The 20,673-nt window shown below is 73.0% G+C and carries 18 protein-coding genes; 4 read left to right on the forward strand and 14 right to left on the reverse strand.

Features of this window, described 5'->3' with window-relative positions; all coding sequences use genetic code 11:
* Window position 1: 1 nt before the first annotated feature.
* Together ACTWO6_RS18310 and ACTWO6_RS18315 are read right to left on the reverse strand one after the other, a co-directional pair.
* Window positions 2-772, reverse strand: a complete 771-nt coding sequence (locus ACTWO6_RS18310) for an MlaE family ABC transporter permease (protein ID WP_446215045.1) — start codon at window positions 770-772, stop codon at window positions 2-4.
* On the reverse strand, window positions 769-1,776 hold the full coding sequence (locus tag ACTWO6_RS18315) for an ABC transporter ATP-binding protein (RefSeq protein ID WP_446215046.1): 1,008 nt from the start codon (window positions 1,774-1,776) through the stop codon (window positions 769-771). The genes ACTWO6_RS18310 and ACTWO6_RS18315 overlap by 4 nt, the downstream gene beginning before the upstream one ends.
* Window positions 1,777-1,939: 163 nt before the next feature.
* On the opposite strand from ACTWO6_RS18315, the gene shbA reads away from it, so the two are divergent.
* Window positions 1,940-2,518: an RNA polymerase sigma factor ShbA gene (gene shbA / locus ACTWO6_RS18320; RefSeq protein WP_446215047.1), complete on the forward strand. Its 579-nt coding sequence runs from the start codon at window positions 1,940-1,942 to the stop codon at window positions 2,516-2,518.
* Window positions 2,515-3,369: a hypothetical protein gene (locus tag ACTWO6_RS18325; protein ID WP_446215048.1), complete on the forward strand. Its 855-nt coding sequence runs from the start codon at window positions 2,515-2,517 to the stop codon at window positions 3,367-3,369. The genes shbA and ACTWO6_RS18325 overlap by 4 nt, the downstream gene beginning before the upstream one ends.
* A 208-nt stretch (window positions 3,370-3,577) precedes the next feature.
* On the opposite strand, the gene ACTWO6_RS18330 is transcribed toward ACTWO6_RS18325, so the two are convergent.
* From ACTWO6_RS18330 to ACTWO6_RS18355, 6 genes are all read right to left on the reverse strand, one after another.
* Complete coding sequence (locus tag ACTWO6_RS18330; RefSeq protein WP_446215049.1) at window positions 3,578-4,660, reverse strand: hypothetical protein; 1,083 nt, start codon at window positions 4,658-4,660, stop codon at window positions 3,578-3,580.
* Window positions 4,657-5,004, reverse strand: coding sequence for a PadR family transcriptional regulator (locus tag ACTWO6_RS18335; RefSeq protein WP_446215050.1), 348 nt, complete (start codon window positions 5,002-5,004; stop codon window positions 4,657-4,659). The genes ACTWO6_RS18330 and ACTWO6_RS18335 overlap by 4 nt, the downstream gene beginning before the upstream one ends.
* A gap of 42 nt (window positions 5,005-5,046) precedes the next feature.
* Entirely contained in the window at window positions 5,047-5,949 is a 903-nt protein-coding gene (locus ACTWO6_RS18340; RefSeq protein WP_446215051.1) for an SPFH domain-containing protein, read from the reverse strand.
* Between the two features lie 274 nt (window positions 5,950-6,223).
* A complete protein-coding gene (locus ACTWO6_RS18345; RefSeq protein ID WP_446215052.1) occupies window positions 6,224-8,011 on the reverse strand; it encodes a hypothetical protein in 1,788 nt (595 codons plus the stop codon).
* A gap of 174 nt (window positions 8,012-8,185) precedes the next feature.
* Complete coding sequence (locus tag ACTWO6_RS18350; RefSeq protein ID WP_446215053.1) at window positions 8,186-10,219, reverse strand: amylo-alpha-1,6-glucosidase; 2,034 nt, start codon at window positions 10,217-10,219, stop codon at window positions 8,186-8,188.
* Complete coding sequence (locus ACTWO6_RS18355) at window positions 10,216-10,593, reverse strand: SCP2 sterol-binding domain-containing protein (protein WP_446215054.1); 378 nt, start codon at window positions 10,591-10,593, stop codon at window positions 10,216-10,218. The genes ACTWO6_RS18350 and ACTWO6_RS18355 overlap by 4 nt, the downstream gene beginning before the upstream one ends.
* 189 nt (window positions 10,594-10,782) lie before the next feature.
* On the opposite strand from ACTWO6_RS18355, the gene ACTWO6_RS18360 reads away from it, so the two are divergent.
* On the forward strand, window positions 10,783-11,160 hold the full coding sequence (locus ACTWO6_RS18360) for an SCP2 sterol-binding domain-containing protein (protein ID WP_446215055.1): 378 nt from the start codon (window positions 10,783-10,785) through the stop codon (window positions 11,158-11,160).
* Window positions 11,157-13,190 (forward strand): amylo-alpha-1,6-glucosidase, encoded by a 2,034-nt coding sequence (locus ACTWO6_RS18365; RefSeq protein ID WP_446215056.1) that lies wholly within the window; start codon window positions 11,157-11,159, stop codon window positions 13,188-13,190. The genes ACTWO6_RS18360 and ACTWO6_RS18365 overlap by 4 nt, the downstream gene beginning before the upstream one ends.
* Before the next feature lie 13 nt (window positions 13,191-13,203).
* Here ACTWO6_RS18365 and ACTWO6_RS18370 read toward each other — a convergent pair whose 3' ends face one another.
* Genes ACTWO6_RS18370 through ACTWO6_RS18395 form a run of 6 tightly spaced genes read right to left on the reverse strand, consistent with a single transcriptional unit; the run spans window position 13,204 to window position 20,671 of the window.
* Window positions 13,204-14,022 (reverse strand): HpcH/HpaI aldolase/citrate lyase family protein, encoded by an 819-nt coding sequence (locus ACTWO6_RS18370; RefSeq protein ID WP_446215057.1) that lies wholly within the window; start codon window positions 14,020-14,022, stop codon window positions 13,204-13,206.
* Window positions 14,022-15,209, reverse strand: coding sequence for a CaiB/BaiF CoA transferase family protein (locus ACTWO6_RS18375; protein WP_446215058.1), 1,188 nt, complete (start codon window positions 15,207-15,209; stop codon window positions 14,022-14,024). Before ACTWO6_RS18375 ends, ACTWO6_RS18370 begins: the two co-directional genes overlap by 1 nt.
* On the reverse strand, window positions 15,206-17,155 hold the full coding sequence (locus tag ACTWO6_RS18380; protein WP_446215059.1) for an SUMF1/EgtB/PvdO family nonheme iron enzyme: 1,950 nt from the start codon (window positions 17,153-17,155) through the stop codon (window positions 15,206-15,208). Before ACTWO6_RS18380 ends, ACTWO6_RS18375 begins: the two co-directional genes overlap by 4 nt.
* On the reverse strand, window positions 17,152-18,090 hold the full coding sequence (locus ACTWO6_RS18385) for a ribokinase (RefSeq protein WP_446215060.1): 939 nt from the start codon (window positions 18,088-18,090) through the stop codon (window positions 17,152-17,154). Before ACTWO6_RS18385 ends, ACTWO6_RS18380 begins: the two co-directional genes overlap by 4 nt.
* On the reverse strand, window positions 18,087-19,541 hold the full coding sequence (locus ACTWO6_RS18390; protein WP_446215061.1) for an ADP-ribosylglycohydrolase family protein: 1,455 nt from the start codon (window positions 19,539-19,541) through the stop codon (window positions 18,087-18,089). The genes ACTWO6_RS18385 and ACTWO6_RS18390 overlap by 4 nt, the downstream gene beginning before the upstream one ends.
* A complete protein-coding gene (locus ACTWO6_RS18395; protein WP_446215062.1) occupies window positions 19,538-20,671 on the reverse strand; it encodes an ADP-ribosylglycohydrolase family protein in 1,134 nt (377 codons plus the stop codon). Before ACTWO6_RS18395 ends, ACTWO6_RS18390 begins: the two co-directional genes overlap by 4 nt.
* Window positions 20,672-20,673: the final 2 nt, after the last annotated feature.

Here is a 20,673-nt window from a genome sequence, read left to right on the forward strand (position 1 = left end):
GTCAGCTCCCCTTCTGCGGTACGACCTGGAAGTACACGGCCGTGACGACGAAGTTCAGCGCGAACAGCAGCATGAAGGTGATGACGACGCTCTGGTTGACGGCGTCGCCGACGCCCTTGGGGCCGCCCTTGGCGTTCATCCCCTGGTAGGAGGCGACGAGCGCGGCGGTGGCGCCGAAGAGCGCCGCCTTGACCTCGCCGACCAGCAGGTCGGGCAGCTGCCCGAAGGCCTGGAAGCTGGCCAGGTACGCCCCGGGGGTGCCGCCCTGCAGCACCACGTTGAAGGTGTAGCCGCCGGTCACCCCGACCACGCTGACCAGCCCGTTGAGCAGCACGGCGACCAGCACCGAGGCGAGCACCCGGGGCACCACGAGGCGCTGGATCGGGTCGATGCCCAGGACCTGCATCGCGTCCAGCTCCTCACGGATCTTGCGGGAGCCCAGGTCGGCGCAGATCGCCGAGCCGCCCGCGCCGGCGATGATCAGCGCGGTGACGATCGGGCCCGCCTCGCGGACGACGGCGAGCACCGACGCGGCGCCGGTGAACGACTGCGCGCCGAGCTGCCGGACCAGGGAGCCGAGCTGCAGGGCGATGACCGCGCCGAACGGGATGGAGACCAGCGCGGCCGGCAGGATCGACACCGAGCTGATGAACCACGCCTGCTGGACGAACTCGCGGACCTGCACCGGCCGGCGGCCCAGGCCGCGCAGCGTGTCCAGGCAGAACGCGAAGAACTCGCCGGAGCGGCGCAGCGCGGCCACCGGGGCGCTCATCCGGCCACCTCCCGGTGGCTGCGCAGGTCCACGCCGTCCAGCTCGACGGTGGGGCGCTCCGCGTCCCGACGGCCCTCGAACGACCCGGGCGGCGGGGTGACGCCGTGCTCCCGGCACCACTGGCCGGGTGGGCGCTCGGCCCGCCGGGGCAGCCCGTCGGAGGGCGGGAGCTGCACCGGGATGGGCGGCAGCGGCGGCAGCTCGACGCCGGCCTGCGCCTCGGCCTCGAGCTCCTCGGCGTCCTTCTCCTCGGCCATGCCGATCGGCCCGACCCGTTGGGCGTTGAGGAACTGCCGCACCACCGGTTCGGTGCTGGACAGCAGCATCTCCCGGGGGCCGAACATGGCCAGGTGACCGTGGTAGATCAGGCCGATGTTGTCCGGCACGGTCCGGGCGGTGTTGATGTCGTGGGTGACGATCAGGAACGTCGCCTCGGTGCGCTGGTTGAGGTCGATGATGAGCTGGTTGAGGTACGCGGTGCGGACCGGGTCCAGCCCCGAGTCGGGCTCGTCGAAGAGGATGATCTGCGGGTCGAGGACGAGGGCCCGGGCCAGCCCGGCCCGCTTGCGCATGCCGCCGGAGATCTCGCCGGGCAGCTTCTTCTCGGCGCCGACCAGGCCGACCATGTCCAGCTTCTCGGTGACCACGGCGCGGATCTGCGACTCGGACTTGCGGGTGTGCTCGCGCAGCGGGAACGCCACGTTGTCGTAGATGTTCATCGAGCCGAACAGCGCGCCGTCCTGGAACAGCACGCCGAAGAGCTTGCGCACCTCGTACAGCGCCCGCTCGGAGAGGCGGGGCAGGTCCTGGCCCTCGATCACGATGGAGCCCCGGTCGGGGCGGAGCAGGCCGACCAGCGTCTTGAGGAAGACCGACTTGCCGGTGCCGGACGGTCCGAGCAGGACGGAGATCTCCCCCGCCGGCAGGGTGAGGGAGACGTCCGACCACACGGGCTGCCCGCCGAAGGACTTGGTCAGCCCCTGCACGGTCACCTCGACACCCATCGACCCCTCCCTCCGTCGTCATCTGGGACATCGCGGGAGCGACCGCCGGCGCAACACCTTTCTTTGCGTCAGCCCTCCGTCACCCTCGGCGAACTAGGCAAAACGGGGTGGGCTCGATAGCGTGCCGGTAACCGGCCGGTAATGAAGGTGCCTCGCGAACGCCATGACCAGAGTGATCGAGCCAGAGCTCGTCCGTCGCGCCGCCGCGGGCGACCGGGCGGCCACGTCCGCGCTGCTCACCGAGGTACGCCCCGGCCTCGTCCGCTACTGCCGGGCCCGCCTGGGTCGCATCGGCGGCGCGTACGCCACCGCCGACGACGTCGCCCAGGAGGTCTGTCTCGCGGTGTTGCGGGCGCTGCCCCGCTACCGCGACCAGGGCTCGCCCTTCGCCGCCTTCGTCTACGGCATCGCCGCGCACAAGGTGGCCGACGCGCAACGCGCGGCGATCCGCGACTCCGCCGTCACCCCCACCGACGCGCCGCTGGAACAGCCCGACGCCGCTCCCGGGCCGGAGCAGCAGGCGGTCGCCACCGACCTGGCCCGGCGGCTGTCGGTGCTGCTGAAGAAGCTGCCGGAGACGCAGCGGGAGATCATCCTGCTGCGGGTCGCGGTGGGGCTTCCCGCCGACGAGGTGGGGGCGATCGTCGGGATGACGGCGGCCGCGGTACGGGTGGCCCAGTCCCGGGCCCTGGCCCGGCTCCGTACCCTTGCCGGGGACGCACTGGACGAGGTGGCGGCATGAGTGAGCGCACGCCCGGCGGCGAGGAGGCGATGGACCTGGAGGTCATCGCCCGCGACGATCTGCTGCTCGACGCGCTCGGCCGGGGCGAGGAGGCGCCGGCCGACGACGACGTCGCCGCCATGCTCGCCGCGTGGCACGCCGACGTCGCCGCCGACGCCCCCGAGCCGGCGGAGGTGCGGCCCCCCACCCCGACCGGGGACGGCGGGGCGCCCGAGCCGCCGGTTCCCCTGCGTCCGGCCGCCCGCTCCCGCCCCTGGGCGCTGCGCCTGGCTGCCGCGGTGGTCGTGCTGCTCGCCCTGGTGTCGGGGCTCGCGATCGGCAGCCGCAACGCCGGGCCGAGCAGCCCGCTGTGGACATTGACCAAGCTGCTCTATCCGCAGCAGGCCGAGGTGCGCGGCGTCGAGGAGACCATCGCGCGGGCCCGCGCGGCGCTGGGCGCCGGCCGCTTCGACGAGGCCCAACGCCTCGTCGACCAGGCCCGCCGGGAGCTGACCGCGATCACCGACCCGGCCACCGTGGACCGGCTCCGCGCGCAGCTCGACGCGCTGGCCCGCCAGCTCGGCGCCGCCCGGGCCGACGCCGTGCCGCCCGCCACCGCTCCGGTCTCGCCCGCACCGTCGGCGCCGCGGCCCGGCCCCACCGAAAGCGCGGCGACGCGCGCCCCGGCGCCACCGCCGGAGCCGACGGAGCCGGGCACCGGACCGGCGCCGGGCAGTTCGCCGACCGGGGGCGGTGACGACCCGGTGCTGCCGCTGCCCCGGCTGCCGCTGCCGCCGGCCCCCAGCCCGTCGCTGCTGCCGCCGCTGCCAGGCCTGCCCCTGCCCCTGCCCACCAGCGGCCTGCTCGGCTGAGCGTCCGCGTCCCACCCCCCGCCGCCCGGCGCGGGCCGGGTGCTCCGACGAACCCATTGTTCGGCGGCGACGACGACCGGAGTGGACTGGCGGCTCCCGGCTCGGCGCACCGAGGAGAGCGCGGGCCGGACGGCCGGACCCGCGACGACGCCGCACGCTGTGCGGGCGCCGGCGGTCCCGGCCTGAGCGCGGGACCGCCGACGGCGGCTCAGGCCGCGGGTCGCTCCCGGTCGGCGTCGCGGCCGAGGGCGACCATCCGCAGCGTCTCCTCCCGGCGGCGGACGAGCAGCACCCCGGCGAGGAACGTCACCGCCGGCACGAGCACCAGCATCGCCCACTGCGCCGGTACGAGCGGAATGGTGTGCCCCATGTGCACGGTGGACACCGCCCAGCCGGCCAGCGCGCTGTCGATCACCAGGGCCAGCGCGGCGACCGGCGCCAGCATGACGGCGACCCGCCGCCGGATCTCCGGGGCGAGGCCGACCAGGCTGACCAGCACCACCAGGGCGGCGACGGCGAGCCCGGCGACGTAGAGCCAGAGCACCACCTCGCTGCCGGCCTCCAGGTCGTACAGGACATAGGAGGTGTAGCTGTCGCCTGGGCGGAGTTCCGGGAAGCCCGGCGCGGTCAGCCGCGCGGTCTCCAGGACCGACGCCGCCGCCAGCACCGCCAGCAATACTGCCGCCAGCCGGCGTACCCCCAGCACCGCCACCGCCCGACGTCGCGGCGCCGGAACGGTGAGGGCGGCGGCCGCCACCATCGCGAGGGCGAACTGCGGCAGGGTGTCCACCACGTACGCCGGGTTGTCGGCTGCCTGCGGCCCCACCAGCACCGCCCAGGCGGCGACGGCCGCCCAGGCGAGCCCGGCGGCGAGCCACCGCGGCCCGACCAGCGCGGCGACGGCGATCCCGGCCCAGCCGGCCACCCGTGCCCAGTCGACCAGGTCGGGTCCGACCGACCGGAGCGGAGGCGGCAGGGACGGGTCGGGCATCAGTTGGTCGACCAGGGCCTTGGCGGCGAGCGCGAACAGGGCCAGCGCGACGACCAGGCCCGTCACCGCGGCGGCGTCGGCCCAGGCCGGCTCGGTGAACCCCCGTGCGCTCACCCGCAGCCGGGCCCGCAGGCCGGCGCCGATCAGGTTGGCCGTGTCCGCGGCGGTGGGCCGGCGCTGCCCGGGTCGGGCGTCGGCGAGGAGGACCGCGAGCATCTCCTCCTCGTACGCCCGGCGGTGTTCCCACGGGTAGACGGCGAGCAGCCGGCGGTAGCGGCGTTCCAGTTCCGCGTCGCTCACGCCGCTCCCCCCTCGGGGAGCAGGCCGGCGCGGCGCAGCCGGAGGCCGGCGGCCTCGGCGTTGCGGCGCAGCCGGGCGGCCTCGTCGGCGAGCCGGGTCGCGCCCAGCGCGGTGAGCCGGTAGTAGCGGCGCAGCCGGGACTGCACCACCTCCTCCCGCTCCACCTCGATCAGGCCGTCGGCGCGCAACCGGTCCAGCACGGCGTAGAGGGTGCCGGGGCGCAGTCGCACCCGCCCTTCGGAGATGCGCAGGACGTCCTCGATGACGGCGTAGCCGTGCTGGGGTGTCTCGGCCAGCGCGGTGAGGACCAGGAACGTCGGTTCCCGGAGCGGGCTGTCGGTCATGCGCAGCAGTATATGCAGCCAGCCGGTATATACGCTGCCCCGTCAGCGCGGGGATCGGCGGTGCCCGTCGGTCCCCTCCGCCGCGGCGGCGACGTTCTCGGTGACCGGACCGAGCACCGGCCCGACCGGCGTGGCCTGCTCCTTCGGCCCCGGCCCACCGGGAGCCGCCTGCTCACGGGCGGCCCGGGTGTACTCGCTGAAGAAGCGCAGCAGCTCCACCGGGATCGGCATGACCAGAGTGCTGTTCTTCTCCGCCGCGACTTCCACCACCGTCTGCAGCAACCGCAGCTGGTACGCCCCCGGCGTGTTCGCCATCGCCTGGGAGGCGTCGGCGAGCCGGCGGGACGCCTGGAACTCACCGTCCGCGGCGATCACCCGGGCACGCCGTTCCCGCTCGGCCTCGGCCTGGCGGGACATCGACCGCTTCATCCCCTCGGGCAGCGACACGTCCTTAACCTCGACCCGTTCGATGAGCAGCCCCCACGGCTTCTCGGTGGGCGCGTCGATCACCGCCTTCAACTCGGCGTTGATCCGGTCCCGGTCACGCAGCAGGGTGTCGAGGTCCGCCTTGCCGATCACCGACCGCAGCGCCGTCTGGGCCACCTGGAGCACCGCCGACGGGTAGTCCCGCACGTTGACCAGTACCTTCACCGGGTCGACCACCCGGTAGTAGACGACCGCGTCGACAGTGAGCGTGACGTTGTCCCGGGTGATGACGCCCTGCGCGGGCACCCCGATCACCGTGGTCTGCATGCTGACCCGGACCATCCGGTCGGCGACCGGAATGATCAGGTGGAAGCCGGGCTGCCGGATGCGATCCAGCACCCGGCCGAAGCGGAACACGACGCCGCGCTGGTACTGCTGCACCAGCCGGACGCTGAGCGCCAGCACGAACACCACGATCGCGATGACGATGACCAGGCCGACGACGACGGCGGCTCCCATTGTCCCCCTCGATCCCGGAGGCGCCCGCCTCCCGGCGCCGCGCCTACCCGTTCCGGCGCCGTTCACTCCCCCGGGCCTGGCCGAGCGGGAGCGCGCCATCGCGGTCCGCACCCCATCCGGCGGCGGGAGGCGGTGCTGGTGAACCTGCTGGCTGCCGATCTCGGGCGAGATACCCAGTACAGAGCCTCAGCACGACGCTGGCGGTCAGGCGTGACCGCGAGGTCCCGCACTGGGCAAGGGAGACCTCCCTTAGCATCTCCTCCCCGTCCGAAAATCAGAAGCGGCGGGCCGGCGGTACGTCGTGGGTCTGCGTACCGGACAGGAACCACGCGGGATTGCTCACCCCCAGGAGCGCCCCGTCCCTGCCCCTGACCTGGGTACGGAGGTAGGTGCCGCCGCCGGGCGTGACCCGCAGGTCGTACCAGCCCTGGCGAAGCTGCCGCCTGGAGATCCGGGTGGTCCGGGTGGCCGGGGTCAGGTCGCGGACGCCGGCCAGGTCGACCGTTCCGACGACTGCCTCCAGGGACGCGCCGGACGGCAGGTCGGTGGCGAGGAGCCGTACCGTCAGCTCCGGCGCGTCGGTGACGGCGACCGCGCCCATCGCCGTACGGCCGTCGACCTCGATGTCCAGCGCGCCCCGGTAGCGGGCCAGGTCGGTGAACCAGGCCTGGCCGGCGCGCAGCGCGGCCACCAGGTCGTCACGTTCCATCGAGGACGCCCAGACGTAGGTGATGTGCCGGTCGCCGCGTCCCCGCCAGTCGGTGCCGTCGTGGTCGTCGGTGACCCCGACGGCGGTGAAGAAGACGGCGTTGCGGGCGGCGACGTCGAGCGCCCAGAGGTGGTCGTCGAGGGGGCCGCGACCGATCTCGACCAGGTCGGCGCCGAGGTTGTTCCGCTCCACCATCAGCCGGGCCAGCGACTCCCGGCTCTCCACGTCGAGCGGGTGGTTCCAGCAGACCACGCCACCATGCGAGTGCAGGAACTCGATCATCTGCTCGGTGCGGGTCACGTCGTTGTCCCGGTACGGCGGCGACGGGAACTCCGGCAGGGTCTGGTCCCCACCGAACCAGTTGAGGTGCCGCACCATCGACACCTCGTACGCCCGGTGGTGGGTGACACCCGGGTACACGCCGTCGTACGCACGCAGCACCTCGGCCCGGAGCTCCTCGCCGGCCTGGCCGGCGCGGCGGGCCCGGTCGAAGGCCAGCCGGTCGACGACGAAACTGCCGCGCGCTGATCCGGTCACGCCGACGCCGAGGCGCAGCCCGCGCAGGGAGTTGTCCCCGGCGACCAGGTCGGGCCAGAGCCGCCGGACATCCGCCACCAGCGGGAGGGTGTGCCGCCGCCACTGCCCGGGCGGGGCGGGCAGGTCGACGGTGCCGACCAGGCCGTCAGTCTGGTGACCGGCGTGCCCGGCGCCGATGCGGTAGCGCAGGATGTGCTGGCCGGCGGGCCGACCGGCGCGGGCGGGGTGGTGCGAGAGGGCGATCTCGACGAGCAGCAGCGCGTCCGGCCCGGACGTCTCCGGCAGCACGTCGAGGTGGAGCGTGGTGTCCGAGATGTTGGCGGTGTGCGTCCAGTTCCAGGCCTTGCCGGCGTACCAGAGGGTGCCGTCGCCGGTGGCGGTCAGGCGCAGGGCATTCGCCGGGTCGGTGGCGTGCGGGCTGTCGACGAAGTCGGCGGCCGACGCGGTGAGCCGGCCCTCGATGGACGCCTGCCAGGTCCAGGCCAGCCCGCCCTCCAGCTCCTCCGCGCCGTCGAAGTGCACCATCCGGCGGTGGTCGTGCGCGGCGACCCGGAAGTCGTGGTCGGTCCACCAGATCACGTCGACGTCGTTGCGGCGGGCCTGGTCGAGGTGGGCGGCGTAGCTGGCGATGCCCTCGCTGAACGAGGCGTGGATGTGCATCGCCATGCTGATCGGCCGGCGACCGAGGGCTGGGGGTGCCGGCGCCGTCCCGGACGACAGGGCGAGGCCGGCAGGGCCGGCGACACCCACCACCGCCAGGCCACCGGCTGCGGCGAGCACCGTCCGGCGGCGGAGGCGAGGCGGTGGCTGGGACATGACGACTCCAGGAAGGGGGGTGCCGCGAGCCTACGGGACCGGAGGCGGCGACGATCGCCAGGATCCGCTCGATGTGGAGTGCCCCGACCCCGCCCTCGCCGTCGTGGATCTGAACGGGGCCTGTCAGGTCAGCCGCTTTCTTCGGGCGCGGCAGCCGCTCTTCTACGCTCCGAGCTACACGTACCCGATGGCGTCGATCCGGCCCCAGCGCCCAGGAATGTCGAGAAGCTCGATCCGACCGAATCTCTCGGGCAGCCTCGGCGCCACCACCAGGTCATCTCCGTACGGCTCCATGCCGAGCACGGTTCGCAACAACAGGAATGGCGCACCGGTGGACCGGGCCTCAGGGCTGTTCGCTGTGGGGTACTGGACGGGGTGCGTCGTCAGCTCGCGGTCGTACCCTCCGAAGGCCTCTGGCAAGCGCCCCTTGAAGTAGTGGGCTGCCTCGATGATGCTGTCGGCGATGAGTGCCGCTTCTGTGGTGAAGCCGTAGCGGCGCAGTCCCAGGGCGATGAGCGAGTTGTCAAACGGCCAGACCGTGCCGACGTGGTAGCCGAGCGGGTTGTACCGGGCCTCTCCCTTGGCGAGGGTGCGCACGCCCCAGCCGGAGAAGAGTCGGGGGCCGAGCAGGTGCTCGGCGATCTTCGCGGCTCGGGACTCTTCGACGATGCCGCTCCACAGCAGGTGGCCGATGTTGGAGGACAGCGCGTCGACCTGGCCGCCGTCGGCGTCGAGAGCGAGGGCGTAGTACTCGCCGTCCTCCACCCAGAAGTCCCGGTTGAACCGTTCCTTCAGTTCGGCGGCTTCGCGTTCGAGGCGGTCGGCGTACGCCGGGTCGTTCCAGAACTCGCGGGCCAGGCGGGCGCCGCGGATCTTGGCGTCGTAGGCGTAGCCCTGCAGCTCACAGGTGGCGCGGGGCAGGCCGGGCAGCCTGCCGTCGCGGTAGGAGATCGCGTCCCACGATTCCTTCCAGCACTGGTTCTCCAGGCCGGTCTGCTCGTTGCGGCGTTGGTACCAGATGTAGCCGTTGCCCATGATGTCGCCGTACTCGTCGATCCAGTGCAGGGCCGCCCGGGCCTCGTCCTCGAACTCCCGCACCATGACAGCGTTTCCGGTCCACCGCTCGTACTCGTCGAGCAGGATCACGTAGAGCGGGGTGACATCGGCGCTGCCGTAATACGGCGACTGTGGGCGTTCCTCGAACGCGACCAGCTCGCCGTAGCGAAACTCGCGCAGGATCTTTCCCGGCTCCTCGTCGCGGAAGTCGTCCAGCACGGAGCCCTGGTCAATCCCCAGCATGCGCAACGTCGCGACGGAGAGGTCCGGGACGAAGGGCAGTGCCTGCAGGCTGGCGAGAATGGGGTCACGCCCAGTTTGGGTCGCGAGCCACGGTAGGCCGGCGGCGGGCATCGACTCGTCCGGCAGCGTCAGCGGCGAGTACCGCAACGCCGCAAGATCCACCAGGCTACGCCGGTACGTCTTCGTCAGCGGCTCCCAGTCACAGTTCAGTTGCGGCGCCTTGTCGAGCCACTGTTTAAGGTCCTGCTCGAGCTGCGGCTTGCTTCGCCTGCGGCGGCCGGGATGCACATGCTCGCGAGAATCCTGGCCGTCCGGGCGCAGCACCAGTCCTCGAACGTGCAGTGTCGTGGTCCACTGTTCGTGCGGGCCGAGGCGGATGTTGTACGTCAGCCCGTGTTCGTCGACCTGCGCCGGCTCGGTCGTGGAGATAAGCGTCTCGCGCCGGAACTTCTCCCGCTCGTAGCCGAGACGCAGGCACCCGTCCTCGACGCGCTTGTAAACCCGGCCAGCTCGCTCCCATTGTTGTCCGACCGCGATCAGCGGGATGAAGTCAGAGTCCGCCTCGATGCGTACGGTGAACTCGGCCGGTTCCCCGGCATGGTTGAGGACCGTCAACCGCTCCTCGAAGCTGCCAGCGACCGACCGTTCACGGATGACCGACACCTTGGCGTCCATGTAATGGGTCGGTGCGCCCGGCACCAGGAAGAAACGCACTTCGAAGTAGCGCGAGTCGTCCATGGCAAGCGGGTGCAGCCGTTCACCGTTGACGCTCAGCCGCCACAGCGACAGGAATCGGGTGTCGAACGAGAAGAACCCGCACGGGACAGTGGGCGTCGCTTCGAGGTCGCCGCTGTCATAGCTCAGCACGAAGATGTTGCCGTCCAGGATCCTGACGAGGTCCGCACTCATCTCCGCCCCCCACGATCGCGGGCAAGGGTCCGCGGATGGCGCGCGCCGGGCGTCTGGGGAAAGAGCCGCTCCAGGAGCACTATGAACCGAAATTTGCCTTCGCTCGTGATCTCGTTCCTCAGCCACGCCGGAAGTGGTTTGGCCTCGCCCCGGGTCATGCGGTCGAAGAACGTGTTGTCTGTACGGATGACGCAGTCGGCGTCGCGCTTCTCCCTCGACACCTGGACATCACCATTCATGATCGTGAGGAACCAATGGTCGATCCCGTGATCGTGCTGGAGGTCGAAGCGTATTGTGCCGGTGGTCCTTTTCAGCAGGCGTTCGGACCCGCGGCGGCCGAGTTCGTCGAAAAAGTCTCTGGTCGCATTCGACATATCGCCACCCCTTGGAAGTCGACCGGCTCAAGGTGCAGCGTCGCTCAGACCGTGGTGCCGTGGCATCACCCGGAGCGGATGAGATTGAAAGACCCTGTGGGCTACGCCAATCTCATCCGATGCGGGTGATGCCGACGCGCCCCGGCCCGGGCGATGCTGTGCTGGTCAGGACTGACCGAGGGAGTCCGAATGTCCGATCCTGCGGCGGAGTTCTTCGACAGGCTCGGCCGGCGCGGCCACGAACCCCTGCTCGAGGAGGCGACCGGCACCACACGCTTCGACCTCGAGCACGCTCACGGGGTCGACCATTGGCTCGTCACGATCATGAATGGTGATCTCCAGGTGTCGAGGGAGAAGAGCGACGCCGACTGCGTCATCCGCACCGACAAGGCGCTCTTCGGCAGATTCGTCAGCGGCGAGGCGCACTTGTACACGGCGTGGGTGCGTAACGAACTCAGGGCCGAGGGCGACGTGCGGCTGGCCCGCCTCTTCGAGCGGGTTTTTCCGGGGCCGCCGGGTGCGCACCACCCGCGGGGGTTCGCCCGCGAGCGGGGACGGCAGGCATGACCGAGGGCCTCGTCAGGCTTCTGGACGGCAACACGTTCGTGGTCAGTGATGGCAGCGGCGATATCGACGCGTCTCCCACCATCCCGACCGGACTGTTCTCGTTTGACACCCGGTTCCTGTCGAAGTGGCTACTGAGCATCGACGGGGATCGGCTCAGCGCGATCACCGTCGACGACATCGAGTACTTCGAAACGCGGTTCTTCGTCGTCCCGTTTGTTCCGACTCCCTTGGTCGACCCCAAGGTTTCGGCCATCCGCGAGCGCTCGATCGGTGGCAGCTTTCAGGAGCGGTTGACGGTGGTCAACCACCAGGGTGAGCCGGTCGACCTACGGATCCGGTTCGAGGTCGACAGCGACTTTGCCGATCTGTTCGAGATCAAGGACGTGCGGGAGAAGAAGGGACAGCACTACACGCGGGTCGAAAACGGGTGCCTGCGTCTGGGCTACAAGCGCAAGGAGTTCCAGCGGGAGACACTGATCTCCAGCACCGAGCCTGCACAGGTCGACGAACACGGGCTGACGTACGACGTCCGGATCGAACCACACGGCGAATGGGTAACCGAACTTCACGTGGCGACACTGGGCGTGGACGGGCGTGATCTCCGGGAGAGCCTTCAGGGCAGACCCGGTCGGGTCAAAACGGAGATGCGCCGGGACCTGGACCGGTGGCTCGGTGAGACACCGCGTCTGACCTGCGACTCCGAGCCACTGATGATGACCTACCAGCGCAGCCTCATCGACCTCGCCGCGCTGCGTTTCATGCCGCTGACGGCCGGCGGACGAAGCCTTCCTGCCGCCGGTCTGCCGTGGTTCATGGCCATCTTCGGTCGTGACAGCATCTTCACCAGCCTGCAGGCGCTGCCGTTCGCGCCGGATCTCGCCGCTACGACGCTGCGCCTTCTTACGCTGCTGCAGGGCGTCGTCCTGGGCGATTTCCGCGAAGAAGAGCCTGGAAAGATCATGCACGAGTTGCGCTACGGGGAGACGGTCGGGTTCGAGGAGCAGCCGCACTCACCGTATTTCGGCAGCGCCGACGCGACGCCCCTTTACGTGATCCTCATCGACGAATATGAGCGCTGGACCGGAGACGCCAATACGGTGCGGCTTCTCGAGCGCTCTGCGCGGGCCGCCCTCGACTGGATCGACGAGTACGGCGACATCATGGGCAACGGCTACATCTGGTACCAGCGCCGCAACGAGGTCAATGGCCTGGAAAACCAGTGCTGGAAGGACTCCTGGGACGCGATCTCCTACCGCGACGGCAGGCTGCCCGGCCTGCCCCGCGCCACCTGTGAGCTGCAGGGCTACGCCTACGACGCCAAGATCCGCGGCGCCCGCCTGGCCCGCGAGTTCTGGAACGACCCGGCGTACGCCGACCGCCTCGAACGCGAAGCCGCCGAACTGAAGGAACGGTTCAACCGGGACTTCTGGGTGGAGGACGGCGAGTACTACGCCCTCGCTCTCGACGCCGACGGCGGCCAGGTCGACGCGCTGTCCTCCAACATCGGCCACCTGCTGTGGAGCGGCATCGTCGAAGAGTCCCGAGCCGCAAAGATCGCCGAACACCTCCTCGGCCCCCGACTCTTCTCCGGCTGGGGCGTGCGCACCCTCGCCAAGGGAGAGGCCCGGTACAACCCGCTCGGCTACCACGTCGGCACCGTCTGGCCCTTCGACAACTCCTTCATCGCCTGGGGACTCCGCCGCTACGGCTTCGCCCAGGAAGCCGCACACATCGCCCAGGGCATCATCGACGCAGCCAACTACTTCGAGGGTCGACTGCCGGAGGCCTTCGCCGGACATGAGCGGGAGCTGACCAGGTATCCCGTGCGATATCCGACGGCTTGCAGTCCGCAGGCGTGGTCGACGGGCACCCCCTTGTTGCTGCTGCGGACCATGCTCGGGATGGAGCCGCGCGGGGAGCACATGGTGACCAGACCGGCGGTGCCCCGAGAGATCGGTCGGATCGAACTGCGGGACATCCCGGGGCGGTGGGGCCGCGCCGACGCCTTCGGACGCGGGCGCATCGGCTGAGAGCCGGCGGCGCTCAGGCGGCGTACCGGGTGGCCAGGTCGACGACGCGGCGGGCGGCGGCCACCATCGCGCGGTCGGCGAACCGGCCGTCGGGCAGCACCACCGTGCCGGAGTCGCGGGCCTGCGCGTCGGCGACCGCGGCGAGGAGTTCCCGGGCCCGGGCCACCTCGCGCTCGGCCGGCCGGAACGCCTCGGCGATCACCGAGAGCTGGCGCGGGTGGATGGCCGCCCGGCCGAGGAAGCCGAGCCGCCGGCCGGCGGCGCAGGAGGCGGCCAGCCCGTCGAGGTCGGCGACGTTCGCGTACACCGACATGGCGGGCGGCGGCAGGCCGGCCGCGCGGGCCGCGACCACGACGCGGCCGCGCGCCCAGAGCAGACCGTCGTCGTCGGCGACGCCCAGGTCCGAGCGCAGGTCGGCCTCGCCGAGCCCGAGCGAGGCCACCGCCGGATGCGCGGTCGCGATCGGGTACGCGGCCTCCAGCCCGGCGGCGGACTCGATCAGCGGGTGCAGCGGCGTGTCGGTCCGGGCGGCGAGCGCGGCGACGGTCACCGGTGACTCCACCTTGGGCAGTCGCAGCCCGGCCAGCCCCGGCGCGCCGGCGACGGCGGCCAGGTCGGCGTCGACGTCCGGGCCGGTCAGCTCGTTGACCCGGACCTGGACCGGCACCGGGAGCGGCGCGGCGAGGAAGTCGGCGATGGCGGCGCGGGCGTACGCCTTGCGACCGGCGACGACGGCGTCCTCCAGGTCGAGGATGACCGCGTCGGCGCCCGAGGCGACCGCCTTGGCGAACCGGTCCGGCCGGTCGCCGGGCACGTAGAGCCAGGTGAGCATCAGATCACCCCCCGCGCGCGCAGCGCCGCCAGTTCGTCGTCGGTGATGCCGAGCGCCTGGAACACCTCGTCGGTGTCCTGGCCGTGCCGCCGGCCGGCGTGCCGGATCTCCCCCGGGGTGGCGGACATCCGGAACGGCACGTTCTGCATCCGCACCTGGCCGAGCTCCTCGTCCGGGACGGTAGCGACGGTGCCGAGCGCCGCGTACTGGGGGTCGGCGAGGATGTCGCGGACGTCGTAGACGGGAGCGACGGCGGCCTGCGCGGCCTCGAACGCGGCGACGACCTCGTCCCGGTCCCGCTTCGCCACCCAGGCGGCGACGGCGGCGTCGAGCTCGTCGGCGTGCGCGGCCCGGCCGCTGCCGGTGGCGAACCACGGCTCGTCGATCAGCTCGGGGCGGCCGACCAGCCGCAGCACCCGCTCGGCGATGCTCTGCGCGCTGGTCGACACGGCCACCCACCGCCCGTCGGCACACCGGTAGGTGTTGCGGGGGGCGTTGTTGTTGGACCGGTTGCCCAGCCGGGGCTGGACGTAGCCGAGCTGGTCGTACCAGGTGATCTGCGGGCCGAGCATCGCCATGATGGGCTCGATGATGGCCAGGTCGACGACCTGGCCCCGGCCGGTGAGGTCGCGGCCGCGCAGGGCCAGCATGACCGCGTACGCGGCGGCGAGCGCGGTCACCGAGTCGGCCAGCCCGAACGGGGGCAGGGTCGGCGGCCCGTCGGGTTCGCCGGTGGCGGCGGCGAAGCCGCTCATCGCCTCGGCCAGGGTGCCGAACCCGGGCCGGGACGCGTACGGGCCGAGCTGGCCGAAGCCGCTGATCCGGGCGATGACCAGGCGCGGGTTGACGGCGTGCAGCTCGTCGGGGCCGAGCCCCCAGCGCTCCAGGGTGCCGGGGCGGAAGTTCTCCACCAGCACGTCGGCGTCGCCGATCAGCCGGCGCAGCAGCTCCGCGCCCTGCGGGTCGGAGAGGTTGCAGGTGACGGTCCGCTTGTTGCGGCCGAGCACCTTCCACCACAGGCCGACGCCGTCCTTGGCCGGGCCATGGCCGCGCGACGGGTCGGGCTTGGCCGGGTGCTCGACCTTGACCACGTCGGCGCCGAAGTCGCCGAGGAACGCGGCGGCGAGCGGACCGGCGAAGAGGGTGGCCAGGTCGACGACCTTGACCCCGTGCAGCGGCGCGGTCATCGGAGCTCCTCTGGCAGGTCGGCGGCGCAGCGGAAGCCGACCGAGTCGGAGCGGGTCAGCCCGGCCCCGGTCAGCAGCAGCTTCACCGACACGTCGGGCGGCTGCGGGCCGCCGCCGAGGTACCAGTCGGAGCCCTCCGCCCGGTACGCGCATCCGCCCTTGAGGATGACGAACCGGGTACGACCGTCGGAGTGTTCACTCTCGGTCAGGTTCCAGACGAGGGGTTCCCGCCTGCTGAGCAGCCCCGCCTCGGCGGCGACCTGCCACTCGTCCTCGGTGGGCAGCCGCAGCCCCGCCCAGTCGGCGTACGCGCGGGCGTCGGCGAGGTCGACGCCGGTGACCGGGGCGTCGGCAGGTCCCCGGCCGGCGGTGAACCGTTCCGGTCGCACCGGCCGGTAGCCGGTGGCGGCGAGGAAGCGCGCGTACTGGCCGTGGGTGACCTCGTGGGTGTCGATGGCGAAGCGGCCGAGCCGGACCGGCCGGCGCAGGTTGCCGGTGTGGTGCAGCCGGGGCGGCAGCGGCTTCCACTCGTCGACGTAGGGCGCCTCCCCGTACAGCCCGGTCTCCCGGACCCGGTGCCGGACGGTCAGGTCGTGGTGGCCGCCGTCCACGGTGACCATCCCGCCGGGCAGGGCGGCGAGGGGCGCCCACGGGGTGCGGGCGCGCACGGCGGCCCGGGCCGGGAAGGACGGGTCACCGGTCGGCGGCTCGTGCCGGGCGACGGGCGCGTCGGTGGCGACCACGGCGGCGATCGCGCCGGCCGGGAGCGGGCCGCCGACGGCGACCCGGCCGGCGCCGGCCTCGCGGACGGTCAGCTCCGCCCCGGTCACCAGGTCGACGAAGCGCCGGCCCGGGCGGGCGTCGGTGAGCAGCCACGGACCGTCGTGATCGTCGCCCCGGTTCACCACGGTCCACAGGGGCTCGCCCTGGTGGGTCCAGCGGGACGCGTACACCTGGCCGGCGCCGGGGTGGTCGGCGAGCGGCACCCAGTCCTCGGCGCGCAGCCAGGCGGCGTGGCTGGCCTGCACCCGGCGCATCGCCCGCAGCACGGCCCGGTCCCGGTCGTTCCAGCCGACCCAGACGCCGAAGACGCTCTCCCAGACCAGCACCCCGCAGCCGTTGAGCCAGGCGGAGTGCAGCTCGTCGAGGTGGCTGCGGTGCCAGCGGCGGGTGTGGTGCAGGATGTGCCGCCGCTCGAACCACTTGGCGCGCAGCACGCCCGGCACCTCGGAGTCGGCGAACCACTGCGCCCAGGACATCGCGTGGTCCTCGACGCGGGCGAGCGGCACCCGGCTCTCCCCTTCGAGCACCAGGCCGGGACGGACCGCGTCGAGGGCCTTGCGCAGCTCGCCGGCGCCCTCCTTGAGGGTGTCCAGGAAGACCCCGTCGACGCCGAGGGTGGCGGCCAGCGCGGCCACCTCCTCGGCGTCGGTGCCGGGCTCCCGCCGGGTGCCGGTGTCCCAGGGGTTGTAGTCGACGAACACCCGTACGCCGTGCGCCTGGAACGCGCGCACCACCTCGGGCAGCTCGGGCACGTCCCGGTACCAGTCGAACTGGTTGCGGTCGTCCAGCCCGATCACCGGGTACGCGTGCCAGAGCACCACCCCGTCGAAGCCGCCGAAGTCGCGCCGGGCGGACTCCAGGAAGGACTCGACGGTGAAGACCCCCCGCTCGTGGTCGTAGAGGGTCTCGTCCCAGAGCCAGGCGAGGCAGACGGTGAAGCAGTCGCCGGTGATCTCGTCGTAGTGGCTGCCGGTGTAGGCGAGGCGGGCCCGGGCGTCGACCCGCCACCGGGCGAGCTGGTCCCGCCAGGCGGGCCAGTCGGCCGGGTCGGCGGGGGCGGCGAAGATCTTCGCCTCGTCGAGGGTGGTCAGGTCGGCGTGCGAGCCGAGCGGCACGTCGGTCGGCCGGTCGATCGGCCGCGGCACGTAGGCGTTGAAGCTCACGCGTCATCTCCGTAGGTCGCGACGTACAGGGCGTCGATCGCGGCCCGCCGCGGCAGGGCGGTGGACGCGCCGGGGCGCTGCGCGCAGGCCGCACCGGCAGCGCACGCCCAGCGCAGGACCGCGGGGGCGGTGTCGGCGGTGAGGGCGCTGCCGCGTTCGGCGAGGGCGACGGCGAGCGCGCCGGTGAACGCGTCCCCGGCCGCGGTGGTGTCGACCGCGTCGATCTTCGGCGCGGGGACCTCGACGCGGGCGCCGTCCCGGTCGACGTACGCGGCGCCGCGCGCGCCCAGGGTCAGCACCACCCGGGGCACCAGGGTCACCAGGGCGTCGAGCAGGGCGCCCGGCTCTTCGGTGAAGACACCGCCGACCACCGCCGCCTCGTGCTCGTTGACCACCAGCACGTCGACCAGGTCGAGCAGCTCGGCCGGCAGCGGCCGGGCCGGGGCGGCGTTGAGCACCACCGTGGTGCCGTCGGCGCTGGCCCACTCGGCGGCCTGGGTGACCGCCGCGAGCGGCACCTCCAGCTGGAGCAGCAGCACGTCGGCGGCGGCCACCGCCGTCCGGTCGGCGGAGTCCAGCGTGGTGAGGGCGGCGTTGGCGCCGGGGGCGACGACGATGAAGTTCTCCGCCGCGCCGTCGACGGCGATCAGCGCGACGCCGGAGGGCCCGTCGACGGTGCGCATGCCCCGTACGTCGATGCCGGCGGCGATCAGGTTGTCACTCAGCAGCATGCCGAAGTCGTCGGTGCCGACGGCGCCGACGAAGGCGCAGTCCCCGCCGGCCCGGGCGGCGGCCACCGCCTGGTTGGCGCCCTTGCCGCCGGGCACGGTGCGGAAGTCGCCGCCGAGCACCGTCTCGCCGGGCCTGGGCAGCTGCGGCGTGGTCACCACCAGGTCCAGGTTGGCGCTGCCGACCACGATCACCCGGGCGCTCACGCCGCACCGCCGTCCGCCGGCACCGTGGCCTCGGCCAGGGCGAGGGTGCGGTCGGCGAGGGTGTCGAAGCCGATCCCGTCGAAGCCGGCGACGCTGCTGGCCAGCCGGTTGCGCAGCGGCGCGACCCAGCGGTCGGGCAGCCCGGACGCGCCGGTCAGCGCCCCGGTGACCGCGCCGACGGTGGCGCCGGTCGAGTCGGTGTCCCAGCCGCCGCCGACCACGGCGCAGATGGAGCGCTCCAGGTCGCCGCGCCCGTACGCGAGGGCCGCCGCGACCAGGGCGGCGTTGTTGCGCACGTGCACCCAGTGCAGGTGGCCGTGCCGCTCGTAGAGGGTGTCCACGATGGTCTCCCAGTCGTCGGTGCCGGCGCCGAGCGCGCGCGCCTCCCGGACGGCGGCGGTGAACCGGCTACCCGGGGGCAGCACCGACTCGCCCGCGTCCAGCACCTCGTCGATGGTCCCGGCGACCGGCGCCGCCGCGGCGAGCGCGGCCACCCAGATCGCCCCGTACGCCCCGGCGCGGACGTGGCTGACGGCGGCGTCCCGCCAGGCCGCCTCGGCGGCCCGGTCGGGGCGGCCGGGGTTGGTCCAGCCGTACACGTCGGTGCGGATCTGCGCGCCGATCCACTCCCGGAACGGGTTGTGCCGGCGGGCGGTCGCCGGCGGGGCGTGGCCGAGCAGCAGGTTGCGGTAGGCGACCCGTTCGGCGGTGAAGACCCGCCCGGCGGGCAGCCAGTCCAGCCAGGCCTGGGCCACGTCGGCGCTGGTGAAGTCCGGACCGTGGGTCTCCAGGATGCGCAGGGCCAGCAGCGCGAAGTTGAGGTCGTCGTCCTCCGGCATGCCGGCGATGTTCTCGGCCAGGCTGGTGGGGGCGCTGCGCCGGTTCCACGGCCAGCGGGCGGCGACGTCGACGGGCAGCCCTTCGGCGGTGAAGTACCCGCGCAGGGGCCACCGGCCGGTGGCGGTGAGGATCTCCCGGATCCCGGGTCGGGGGATCTTCTCCACGGGCTTGCCGAGCAGGCAGCCGACGGCCCGGCCGAGCCAGGCGCCGTGCAGCCGGTCCCGCGTGGTGGTGGTCGGCAGGTCCCACGCCGCCGGCCAGCCGGCCCGGACGGCGGCGAGGTCGTCCGGCTCGTCCCCGGCGTGGGGCACGGGGAGGGCGTCGGCGGCGTCGAGCAGTTCGACGGCCAGGGCGCGCAGCTCCGGTGGCGCGGGCGCCGCCGACGCCCCGCCGACCGGGGCGGTGACGTCGCCGCCGGCCGCGGTCCAGCGGTCGGCGAGGGCGGTGACGTCGCGGCCCTCGTCCCGGCTGGCCGCCAGCTCGTGCGGCAGCAGGTCCTCCGGCTGCACCCAGGTCAGCCGCAGCCCGCCCCCCGCGCCGGACCGGGCCGGGCCGGCCGGACGACCGGCAGCCGTCGGGCCGCCGGTGGCCGGGGCACCCGCAGCGCTCATGCCAGCCCGCCGAACCGCTCGGCGCGGCGGGCGAAGCGCTCCCGGTCGCGCTCGAAGACCTCGGTGGCCACCTCGGCGAGCAGGCGCGCCGGCTCGACCAGGTCGGTGCGGGACGCGCCCGCCACCGTCTCGGCCCACTCGGCGGGCACGGCCGCCGCGCCACCCAGCGCCCCGGCGATGGCGCCGGCCATGGTGGCGGTGGAGTCGGCGTCGCGGCCGTAGTTGATCGAGCCGAGCACCGCCGCCCGGTAGTCGCCGCCGGCCACCACCAGCATGCCCAGCGCCACCGGCAGCTCCTCGATGGCGTGCAGCCGGCTGGGCCGGCGGGCGCCCAGGCCGGGGCTGCGGTACTCCTCCCCCACCGTGTCGTAGGGGGCGACCGCGGCGCGCAGCGCGGGGATGGCCGCCTTCCAGTCGTCGTACCCCCGAGCCTCCTTGACCACCGCGTCGATGGCGGCGCGGGTGCCGTCGCGGGCCAGGTCGAGCGTCGCGGCGAGGACGTCGTCGACGCCCGCGCCGGGGGCCGCGGCGGCGGCGACCGCGGCGGCGAAGACCGCCGCGGCCTCCCGCCCGTAGCTGTGCTGATGCGCCCCGGCGACCTCCACCGCCTCCGCGTACGCCCCGGCCGGGTCGCCGGCGTTGACGATGCCGACCGGGGCCATGTACATGGCGGCGCCGCAGTTGACGATGTTGCCCACGCCGGCCTCGCGAGGGTCGGCGTGCGCGTGGTGCAGGCGGGTGACCAACCACCGTTCGGCCGCGGCCAGCCGGTGGAAGGTCACCCCCTCCCGCTCCAGGTCGGGGATGTACACCACCCGCTCGATCAGGTCGGGGACGAGCAGTTCAACCACGTCGTACGCGTCGAGGTGGTCCCGCTTGGCCGCGTACGCCCGGACCAGGGCGTGGGTCATCAACGTGTCGTCGGTGATGTGCCCGTCGCCCTTGTGGTACGGCGCGAGTGGCCGCGCGGTCGCCCAGTCGGCGTGGTACGGGGGCACGATGCCCTCGACCCAGCCGCCGAAGCGGGCGCGGATCTGCTCGGGGAGCGCTGTCTCGGTGGCACCGCCGAGGGCGTCGCCCACCGCGGCGCCGACCAGGCAACCGACCGACGTGTCGAGCAAGAGTGACATGG

Source organism: Micromonospora sp. IBHARD004, assembly GCF_052814115.1.